The organism is Alkalibacterium putridalgicola, assembly GCF_900109825.1.
GTDB classification, from domain to species: Bacteria; Bacillota; Bacilli; order Lactobacillales; family Carnobacteriaceae_A; genus Alkalibacterium; species Alkalibacterium putridalgicola.
In genome coordinates, this window is the sequence record NZ_FOBL01000026.1 from 25,062 (window position 1) to 35,675 (window position 10,614).

At 37.7% G+C, this 10,614-nt stretch carries 9 protein-coding genes and 1 tRNA gene; all 10 read right to left on the reverse strand.

Annotated elements, in window-relative coordinates:
- Nucleotides 1–22: 22 nt before the first annotated feature.
- Nucleotides 23–892, reverse strand: coding sequence for a fructokinase ScrK (gene scrK, locus BMX84_RS08990; RefSeq protein ID WP_091489038.1), 870 nt, complete (start codon nt 890–892; stop codon nt 23–25).
- Nucleotides 893–1,053: 161 nt separating this feature from the next.
- Complete coding sequence (locus BMX84_RS08995; protein ID WP_091489040.1) at nt 1,054–2,538, reverse strand: glycoside hydrolase family 32 protein; 1,485 nt, start codon at nt 2,536–2,538, stop codon at nt 1,054–1,056.
- Nucleotides 2,538–3,380 (reverse strand): carbohydrate ABC transporter permease, encoded by an 843-nt coding sequence (locus BMX84_RS09000; RefSeq protein WP_091489041.1) that lies wholly within the window; start codon nt 3,378–3,380, stop codon nt 2,538–2,540. The genes BMX84_RS08995 and BMX84_RS09000 overlap by 1 nt, the downstream gene beginning before the upstream one ends.
- Nucleotides 3,373–4,254: a carbohydrate ABC transporter permease gene (locus tag BMX84_RS09005; protein ID WP_091489055.1), complete on the reverse strand. Its 882-nt coding sequence runs from the start codon at nt 4,252–4,254 to the stop codon at nt 3,373–3,375. Before BMX84_RS09005 ends, BMX84_RS09000 begins: the two co-directional genes overlap by 8 nt.
- A 164-nt stretch (nt 4,255–4,418) precedes the next feature.
- On the reverse strand, nt 4,419–5,732 hold the full coding sequence (locus tag BMX84_RS09010) for an ABC transporter substrate-binding protein (protein WP_091489043.1): 1,314 nt from the start codon (nt 5,730–5,732) through the stop codon (nt 4,419–4,421).
- Nucleotides 5,733–5,847: 115 nt separating this feature from the next.
- Nucleotides 5,848–6,843, reverse strand: a complete 996-nt coding sequence (locus tag BMX84_RS09015; RefSeq protein ID WP_091489045.1) for a LacI family DNA-binding transcriptional regulator — start codon at nt 6,841–6,843, stop codon at nt 5,848–5,850.
- A gap of 905 nt (nt 6,844–7,748) precedes the next feature.
- Nucleotides 7,749–7,832: transfer RNA gene (locus BMX84_RS09020), tRNA-Leu, on the reverse strand.
- A 74-nt stretch (nt 7,833–7,906) separates the two neighbouring features.
- Complete coding sequence (locus tag BMX84_RS09025) at nt 7,907–8,911, reverse strand: alpha/beta hydrolase family protein (protein ID WP_091489046.1); 1,005 nt, start codon at nt 8,909–8,911, stop codon at nt 7,907–7,909.
- A gap of 211 nt (nt 8,912–9,122) precedes the next feature.
- On the reverse strand, nt 9,123–9,971 hold the full coding sequence (locus tag BMX84_RS09030; RefSeq protein WP_091489048.1) for a YtnP family quorum-quenching lactonase: 849 nt from the start codon (nt 9,969–9,971) through the stop codon (nt 9,123–9,125).
- A gap of 144 nt (nt 9,972–10,115) precedes the next feature.
- Complete coding sequence (locus tag BMX84_RS09035; RefSeq protein WP_091489049.1) at nt 10,116–10,346, reverse strand: hypothetical protein; 231 nt, start codon at nt 10,344–10,346, stop codon at nt 10,116–10,118.
- Nucleotides 10,347–10,614 lie beyond the last annotated feature (268 nt).

Here is a 10,614-nt window from a genome sequence, read left to right on the forward strand (position 1 = left end):
AGATATTATTCTTTCAGTTCATTTACTTTTTAGTGACTAACTTTTTGGCTAAAGCTAGACAACCAACAGTTCCTGCGTTTTGTCCTAATTTGGGAGTAACAATGTATTCCTTTATATCAGGAGTTTTAACATAGTCATTTATGAGATTCAAAAATTCTTTCCTAACTTTTTCTATAAGGTGTTCCTGTTTCATTACACCTCCACCAAAAATAATAACATCTGGTGATAACATTAATGTAGTATTATACGCACTTTGAGCAATATAATAAGCTTCAATATCCCAAAATGGATCTTCAACTGGAATTTCCTGCCCTTTCTTTCCATTTCGTTGCTCAATTGCCGGTCCAGCAGCCATTCCTTCTAGACAATTGTTATGAAAAGGACAATTTCCTTTAAAAGAGTCTTCAGGATGTGGTACAACTTTCATATGTCCCATTTCAGGGTGACTAAAGCCCTGAATAAATTCACCATTTTGTATTGCACCACCCCCTACACCCGTTCCTATAGTATAGTATACGATGTTTGAATTTGATTGTTCGTATGACTGGACATACTCTCCATATGCAGCTGCATTGACATCTGTTGTCCAGAAAATTGGAAGATCAAAACTCTTTTTCAAACTACCTACAAAGTCAAAATATTCCCACGCTTTTTTTGGTGTTGAAGTTATGTACCCATATGTTTCTGATGATTCATTAACGTCAATAGGACCAAATGATCCGACACCAATACTTTCTAAGTCTTGTTGATATTTTTTGAAAAAGTTCTCTACTAAACGCATTGTTTCTTCCGGGATTGTGGTGGGAAAACTTTCCTGTTCAACAATTTCTAAATTTTCATTTCCAATTGCACAAACAAATTTTGTTCCTCCAGCTTCTATTGCGCCATACATATTTATTCCTCCTCATATAATCAATAGAAAAAGAACATCTCTTAAAGTCTCACTGGAATCTGTAGTAGAGATGTTCTTTCTATAAAAACTTTACTTAATCTTTTTATTACTTATCCTGATATTTTATATGCTGAACTCAATGAAGATTTTTTTGGTTCACCTTATTTGTTTAGATCGATTTTTGCTATTGATATATTCTCTAAGGTAATCTTTTCTTTACTCTCAATTGAAATTTTTGAAATCTCTTCTTCCATGTAATAGGTGTTTGATAAAGTGATTTCATCATTAACAAATAGTTCTATAGAAGATTTATCTATAAATATTTCCATATTTAAAGTCTCTCCAGAGTATGAATATGTTTTCGAAGAGTCCATAACTTCTTCATCCTCTTCATTCATAATCTTTACATTAGTGTTTTTTCTGGAAAAGCGAAAATTTCTTCCAGAGTGATCGTAGGTTAACATAACTTCTTCATTTGTATCATTAGAAAACTTGAGAATAAAGTCATCCAGTTTATCACTTTTAGCTTGTATACTTATATATTGAACGACTTCATTAGAAAGAACATGTTTGTTATCAATACCCACGTTATCATTGCTGATTTTACTGTGCTTATATGATTCTATTCCAGAAAGAACTTTCTGTTTCAATCTATCGCCCTTAAGCGTCAGTTTCCTTGGCAATGTCATTTGACCTGCCCAACCATGACTTTGTTCATCAGAAGGGAAATCTCTTCCCCATCCTTGCATCCAGGCAATAGCAACAGGACCATCTTCTCTAGCAACAGTTTGTGGTGCATAGAAATCTAAACCGCGGTCCATTTCCTTTATATTTTTCATTTCAAATACAAAGTTATTCCAATCTACTTCCCCTTCTATCAACCAGGAAATATGATTATAGACCTTGCCTGTATTTTCATCTTTATAATTCATAGCACTTAATACAAAATATTCTTTATGATCTATTCGCACAAAGTCAGGACATTCTACCATCGTTCCCAAATATTTATTGTATGGAAGAAATACTGAAACATAATCCCATTTTAGTAAATCTTCTGATCTATAAAGCAGGACCTGCCCCTCATTGTTTACAGTTTTTGATCCAATGACACAATAGTATACATTGTCCTTTTCAAAAATTTTAGGATCTCTGAAATCCACTATTGAAGAACCTTCGGGAATATCATCTTCAGTTAGAACAGGATTATTTTCGTATTTTTTAAAAGAAACACCATCTTTAGATATAGCTATATTTTGATTTTGTCTTGTTAAATTCTCATCGGTCTCGTTTGGTAAATGACCTGTATACATAAGAAATAGTTTCCCGTCTTTTTCAATTGCACTTCCAGAAAAACATCCGCCTTGATCGTATTGCTTATCTGGTGCTAGAGCAACATCAAGATGCTCCCATTTGATTCCGTCTGAACTTTTAGCATGGCCCCAGTGCATAGGTCCCCATTGGGAAGCATATGGATAATATTGATAGAATAAATGATATTCATTGTTAAAAATCGAAAAACCGTTTGGATCATTTATCCATCCGTACTGAGATGCGAAATGATAATCAGGATAATACTTTTTATTTAAGTTTCCTTTATTTTCTTTAATATATTTATTAGCTTTTTCGACTGTGTAATTTTTACCCATTATTTCACTCCTGTTCCTGAACTACTCAAACCTTGTACTAAATGTTTCTGGAAAAATACGTATATCAATATTAAAGGAATAGTTGATATCGTTAAAATAGCCATTACTTGATTAGTGTATACCGGTTGAGTGTTATTTATGTTTGTAATAGCTACCTGTAAAGGATAGGTTTCTGAATCGGTTAAAACCATTAATGGCCAGATATAGTCATTCCAACTCATTATGAACGAGAGTGTACCAACAGTAGCAATAGCGGGTTTTGACATTGGAAGCATGATTTTCCAATAAATTTTGAATTTAGATGCTCCTTCTAACATGGCTGCTTCTTGAAGTTCTGTAGAAATTGCCCTGAAGAAAATAGTGAACATATAAATATATAACGGTGTAGCTAGCAACGGTAAGATTACCGCTAATGGAGTATTCAAAATACCAAGTCTCTCAGCAACGACAAATTTAGTAATGATAATAGTTTCACCAGGAATAACCAAGAGAGCTATCATTAAACCGAATAAGATTTTCTTACCTTTAAAATTAATAGTTGCAAATGCATAACCAGCTAAAGAGTTTATCAAAATGGATCCAGCTGTTACACTTAACGCATAAAAAATACTATTTCCAAGGTATCTAATAATATTGAAACGATTAAAAATTTCTTTATACGGCATTAGCCATTCGCTAATATTCATTGATGGTAAAAAAGCTTCCAGTGACCCCATATCACTATAAATAGCTGATTCAGGCTTCATAGATGAAACCAGCATCCACACAAGAGGGAATATGAATAACACTGCTAAAAGTATGCTTAAAAAGTGATATAGAAATGTAGTTGTCTTGTTACTCATTGGTATCCCCTCCTACAAATTTTCGTTGAAGTACTGTAAAGATAATTATTATACCGCCATACATAACAGTCAAAGCACTCGCAAACCCTATTTGTCTGTCCGTGAAGCCAGTTCTGAATATATAGTAAACTGGTGTTAACGTAGAGTTTAATGGACCACCTTGCGTCATTACCATTGGTTGAATAATTAATTTAAATGCATCAATTAATGTTGTAGTAAGAATCAATAATGAAGTTGGTTTAAGCATTGGGAGAGTAACATTTAGAAACTGCTGCCACTTATTTGCTCCATCAATTGTTGACGCTTCATAAACTTCTTCTGGTATGTTTTGCAGCCCGGCTAAGAATATCAACATTTGATACCCTGCTCCTTGCCAAGCCGATACAAAGATAATAACGTACATAGCTTGATTGGGACTACTCAAAAATGGTTGAGCAGGCAAACCAATTGTTTGTAATATTTCATTCAGTAGCCCTGAAGCAGGATTCAATATATAGAGCCATAAAACAGATACTACTACTAATGACATAACCACTGGAGAAAAGTAAGCTATTTTGTAAAACATTGTCCCTCTGTTGGAGCGGTTAACCAGTAGTGCCAGCCCTAATGCAGTTCCTACTTGTATAGGCATTATGAATATTACAAACTGAAATATATTCCCCACACTCGTTCGAAATGTAGCATCTGATAATAGAGTTTTGAAGTTATCTAAAGCAATAAATTCAGTAAGATCAGGAGTTAACATATAATAATCCGTAAATGAATAGTATAAAGACATCATAGCAGGAATGAATAGAAACAATCCTAGTACTATTAAAGCCGGCAATAAAAATAGGTATCCTGTTGTATTTTCTTTGAAAGAAGAATTGTCCATTAGACTTTTTGAATTTGCTCGTACCCCTGTAAAACCTCTAAAGATTCCTTTCGTATTTTTCATTGTTCAGCTCCTCAATGATTTCAATCTCATATAGTGTTTTATGTAAGTAGTAGTACTTCGTATTTAAATTTACAAAGTACCACTACACTACATTCTTATTTTTATTCTAAATTACTTTCTATCTCTTGTGCTTTTGTTTCTAATAGAGAATTCAAATCTGGGTTTTGTTCATAATATGTTGATTCAGTTACAGTTTCTTGGAAAGTTCTACTTACCTGAGGGTAGTTAATAAGTGTTGGACGAGCTCTTCCCGTTTTGCTGTTTTGTTCAATGAGTACTTGCATTGGCTCTTCAACTTCTTCCAGCATACGATCAGCCACTGACTGTCTTGCCGGAAGTACAGAGTTACCCATACTCATATCATATAGCTCTTGTTCGGAGGTTAGAAACTCAATTAACACGCCCGCTTCTTCTGGTTTTTCTGTAGATGTAGTCATCCCATAAGCCCAGCTTCCCGTAGGACTGAAGAGTTCATTCGTATTTGGTGAAACCGGATATGGCATGATACCGTAATCAATGTCTTCGTATTCATTGTCAAGTTCTTGCATTGTCCATGAACCACTCATATACAAAGGATATTCTCCTGTATGAAATCCTTTTTCTACGGGAGTGATTGTAGAATAACCTTCTTCTACTAAACTTTGAATGAAATCAAAAGCTGAAACTGTCTCTTCAGAATCGAAATATCCCACTGCTTCAGTTCCCTCTTCATTTGTAATTTCTCCACCAGCAGACCAGACAAATGGGGAAAATGCGTATAACAACCATTCTGACTGATCATCAAATCCCATATCTAGGACAGGCCCATCATAGTTACTGGCTAATGTGTCTAATAAACCATTGAACTCATCCCAAGTCCATGGATCATCTACAGTTGGAAGAGTATCTAAATCTACCCCTGCTTCCTCTAACATCGTACGATTGTAGAAGAAACCTACGCCCGACTCCGAATAACCAATAGAATAAAGTTCGTCGTTAAATGTTCCCTGTTCAATAATACTTGGTAATAAGTCATCTGTGCTGCTAATATACTCATCCAAAGGCTGAATAATCTGCGAATTAGCATAGGCTGCTGTATTTGGACCATCTAGGGTTATCACATCTGGCAATGAATCAGTTGTAAGCGCCGCATTGATTTTATCTTCATAACCACCGCCCGAACCACTTCGGGGAATATATTCAACTACAGCTGTAATCCCCTCTTCATTTGTTTCGTTAAATTCTTCAATAGACTCTACCATTACTTGACCTTCAGCAGATTCTTCTGAATATTGTACCCAAACCGTTACTTCGTCAGAAGAGGCTGATCCGCCATTTCCGCTATTCTCTCCGCTGCTATCACTTTCTCCATTACCACAAGCAGCTAATAATGCTGCTGAACTCATTAACATAAAATACTTTGACATTCTGTTCATTTTGTACCCTCCATTTTTGTAATCGTTTTATTTATACTTGAAGTATATGTCATCCGGTTTCATATGTCAACCGGATGACATAAATTTATTAATAAATTTATGTCAAACCCAATGTTTAATTTTTTATTCGGTTAGTTGTTCTTGAAAGATATAATTCTACCGGTAAGGTGGATTCCTTTTTAACCTTTTTCCCTTGTAGTAAATCTAACAGAATCTTAACCGCCTCGTTTGCTAACTGCTCAATCGGCTGAACGACCGTACTCAATTCCGGTACTAACGACCGCATCGTTTGAGTACCATCAAACCCGACTATTTTAATATCTTCTGGAATATCATAGTTCATTTCTTTAGCTACATTCATGAATAGTTTGGCGTTAACATCATCACCAGCAAATACTCCATCGAAATTGAATTTAGTTTGAAAAGTATCTTTAATTATTTTATATTTTTCTTCATAGCCTATCTGAAACGGAATCTCTATGAACCTTGGTTTTAAATTATTTTTTTCCATTTCACTGATGTATCCTAAGGATCTATCATTAGCTGGTGTTTCTACATTTTTATCCCCGATTACACACAGAATGTTAGAACACCCTTGAGAAATCAGTTCCCGCGTTGCTAATACTCCTCCGTTATAATCATCACTCTGTATCATAGGAATATTCTCAGTCAGCTTTCTCTCAATAGAAACAATCTGATTTTCATAATTTTTATATTCAGATATATCCACGTTATGCGAGCCGACTATTATTCCATCTACTCTTTTTTCATTTAGTAAACGCAGATACTTTTCTTCATTTTCAGGATCATTGAGGCTGTTACAAATAAACAAATGATAACCGAACTTTGCCAATGCCTTTTCAATGCGAAATGTGAGTTCACCAAAAAAAGGATTTTCCGTAGTAGGGACAATTAATGCGATAAATTTACTTTGATTGCTAAAAAAGGATCTTGCCATTTCATTTGGAATATAATTTAATTCTTTAATCGCTTTTAAGACTTTTTCTTTCATTTCCGTACTGATATAGCCTCTGTCATTCAAAACTCTAGAAACTGTAGTTACAGAAACACCAGCTTCCTTTGCTACATCATGTATTGTTACCCTTTTCATTTATCTTTCCTCTTTTCTATTTTCTTTTAATAGTATACTGTACTATGTTAAGTGATAATATTATTTTGTGCAATCATTGATTATTTTTGAACTCGATTTTAATCACTCTAAGTCAATCCGTATTATTGAATACTTTTTGAATTAGGTTGTAATGATATTAATTTGATTCTCAGGTATATTTTTGTTCGACAACAAACAGTACCTCTATCACATTACTATTTTAATATTTATGGATACTAATAGAATTTCAGTTGGATATACTAAGTCTCAATAACTTAAACATATTACTATTGCTCATAAGTAAATGACTTAGTAATGAGATTAGTAATGAGAACGGTCAACAATCGCCGGGCGATTGTTTCCTTTTTAAGCTTTTACATTTAGGCGGGCCCTTTAGCAGCTTTTTGAACACATGAAGGGCTCGCGGCGATCCTTTGCGTGACCTCTAGACGCCTTCTGATCTCTCGAAGGGCACGCGCCAGCCGTTTCCGTGACCTCCAACTGCTTTCTGAGCTCACGAAAGGCACGCGCCAATCCTTTGCGTGACCTCCAGACACTTTCTGACCTCGCGAAGGGCACGCGCCGATCATTTGCGTGACCTTCAGATGCTTTTTGAGCTCGCGAAGGGCACGCGGCGACCCTTTGCGTTACCTTCAGACACTTTCTGACCTCGCGAAGGGCATGCGACGACCGTTTGCGTGACCTCCAGACACTTTCTGATCTTGCGAAGGGCTCGCGGCGACCATTTGCGTTACCTCCAGACAACTTCTGATCCCGCGAAGGGCACGCGCCGATCATTTGCGTGACCTTCAGATGCTTTTTGAGCTCGCGAAAGTCTCCCAAACACCTATTTTCAAGCATAAAAAAAACGCATATCGGAATATGCGTTTGATCTGTTTAAAATATGGCCAGGAAGGGAGTTGAACCCTCACGAGCGTTGCGCTCACTAGATTCTGAGTCTAGCGTGTCTACCATTCCACCACCTAGCCGGAACTCCACTAGTATAGCATAATTATTTCGGAATGTTAATACCTTTATTAAAAAATTGATAATTAGACAGCAGTTATCGTCCGTCGTTTGCCAGCTCATACCTATCTAATATACTTTGAAAGGCTTCATTGCTCAGTATCTCGTGGCTCCCGTCAAAAATCACCAGCGATAAATTATTGATTCTTTTACTGTAGATGATGTCGCGTTTGCCGTAAAGCAGCTGCGTGCCAAGCTGTTCGGTCATATTCTGGGTATAGATCAGTTCTGAACTGATTTCTGGAGGAACGACATGGTCTTCCCCGTAATCTAAATCGCGAACGAGTTTATTGTAAAAGTTGATAGAATGACTGATCGGGACAGTCCCGTCATACCCGTCATTGATGCCTGCATAAATCTGTATCGTTGCGTCTTTCGCTTTATCGACCGGTGTTTGCTGATAGAGTGGTGAACGTCTGCGTGCTTCATTTATATCAAGTATGCCATTCCGAGATTCTGTGATGGTTAGAATATCATCCGAATAGAAATTACCGCGAACCTTGCTTTGTCCGTACCAGGCCACCAGATCCGTGATCGGTACCCAGGCGGAATACGTCGCGATTTCCATCTCAGAAGTCATCAAATGCTGAAGCGCCGCATGACCGCCTCCACTCGTTCCGATGATATGTATATTGTCTTCATCCACTTTCCCATTTTGTACAGCATACTGGATGGCATCGTCGATATCTGAAATGACTAAGTCGCTTCCCCCGGCCTCAACCTGTTTATTCGGCCCTCGAAAATTCGGGCGGATATAATTCCAGTCATTTTCTATTGCATAGTCCACCAGTTCATCATACTTCTCAAACGTTGCGCTCCACTGGTGCAGACTGATGATCAAGGGACTCGTCGAGTCGGATGATACAAAATAAGCCTGCTGGTCATTAAGGTCGACAGAAGAAGGAATCTGAACAACCTCAGCTTCTTCCGGCCACGGGTTTTCACTTGCCGCTAAGTTCTTCTGCTTGGTTATGTAAAAGTAGGCACTCAAACACACTATGAAAATAACAGCCAGCACCACGATCTTCACATGTCTCTTCATTCCGAAAACGCCCTTCCTGTATGCTTCTCATACAAAATATAGCACACATATACAGCTTTACAGGATAAGAGATAGAACAATTATGTGAACGATCTGAACGGATCAAACATGTCACACTTGGATAATAAGTCAACTAGAATAGACTCAGGATGATCCCTTTGTTTTTGAGGATCATCCTGAGTCTTTCCTTATTTTAAATTACTGTTCACATTCAGGCTTTCGATCGTTTTAAAATATCCACGATCTCTTTTCCTTCTTCATCCCACTGGATCATGCGGTAGTAGGCGTCGTGATAGAAAATGAATTTATAATCATTCTGATAAGCCCGTTGCATCCATTCCTGCTTGGCGTATATGGAATCCATCGGGTAGTCGTCATAGGCCATGACCCATAAAGGGTTCTGATGGGCGGTCGATGCCATGATGTCGGCCATGTGGATGATTGTTTCTCCGTCCTGGTCCAATTTCACTATCGCGTGCCCATTGCTGTGGCCACCGGTATGGGTCATCGTGATCCCGGGAACGACTTCCAGTTCTTTGTCGAATGTTCTGACCTGATCCTGAATCGCTTCCCAGTTCTGTTTCCAGTAAGAACTTCTTGACCGGATATTCGGATGTCTCACTTCATCCCATTCGGTTGCCGTCATATAGATCATCGCATTGGGATACGTCGACACGAACTTTCCGTCTTCTGCATGAGTCAGTCCAGTCGCGTGATCGAAATGCATGTGTGTCATGAGCACCCCATCGATATCTTCCTTAGTCAGTCCCAGTTCATCCAGATTCTCTTGTATACGAGATTCTTCCTGAACGCCGAAATTGCGTTTCTGTTTCTCTGTAAGCTTGCCTTTACCGATCCCTGTATCGATCAGATAATTCTTTCCCTGATACTGAATAAGAATGGGTTCGGTGGCATGCGTGATCTGATTCTTTTCATTGGCCGGATATTTTCTGTTCCATAAGGGTTTCGGAACCACACCGAAAATCGCTCCTCCATCGAACGAAACGACTCCACCGTCCAGCCAGTACAGGGTCATGCCGTGAAATTTTAAAGCATCCACTTGCTCGCCTCCAATATATTCAGTCTTTAATTTTCTGCGGATCTATACTTAGTATTCAAACATAGAAAAGGAATAGAAGCTGGATCAGTCACTTCTATTCCTGAATTTTAAAAGCTTTATTTCAGATATGCTCCTGAATCATTCTTAAACAAAAGCAAATAATAAGAAAGCTAAGAATGCAAGAACGATCAGAACGATGACCAGTATCAGCGACCACGAATTCAGTTTACGCGCCAGAGCCGCATCCACGCCGCCTTCCATCGCCTGACCAGCCAGATAAATCCCTAACGGAAAGGCCAGTATGGATAATCCCATCCAACCTAAAAACAGGCAAGCCCATGACAATATATGAAAGAGACTAGCATTTTCAGACATTATATTACCTCCTTCGATCTTTATACATGTATCACTTACGTTAATTAGTAAGATAAAATCGTACACTTCTTGTACTACTAAGTTTAAAGAGTCACAAAGTCACTGTCAAAAGTTATCTATTGCTGTAAAGCATTTGAAGGGACAGCCTTATCCTTATTATTGATTTCAGCAATGATGGTCCTCTCTCAAGATAAGGCCCACTGTTTTTGCACCCTTCAACTGCTACCTGTTCTCGTGAAGGGCACATATCCACCACTTTTGTGACCTT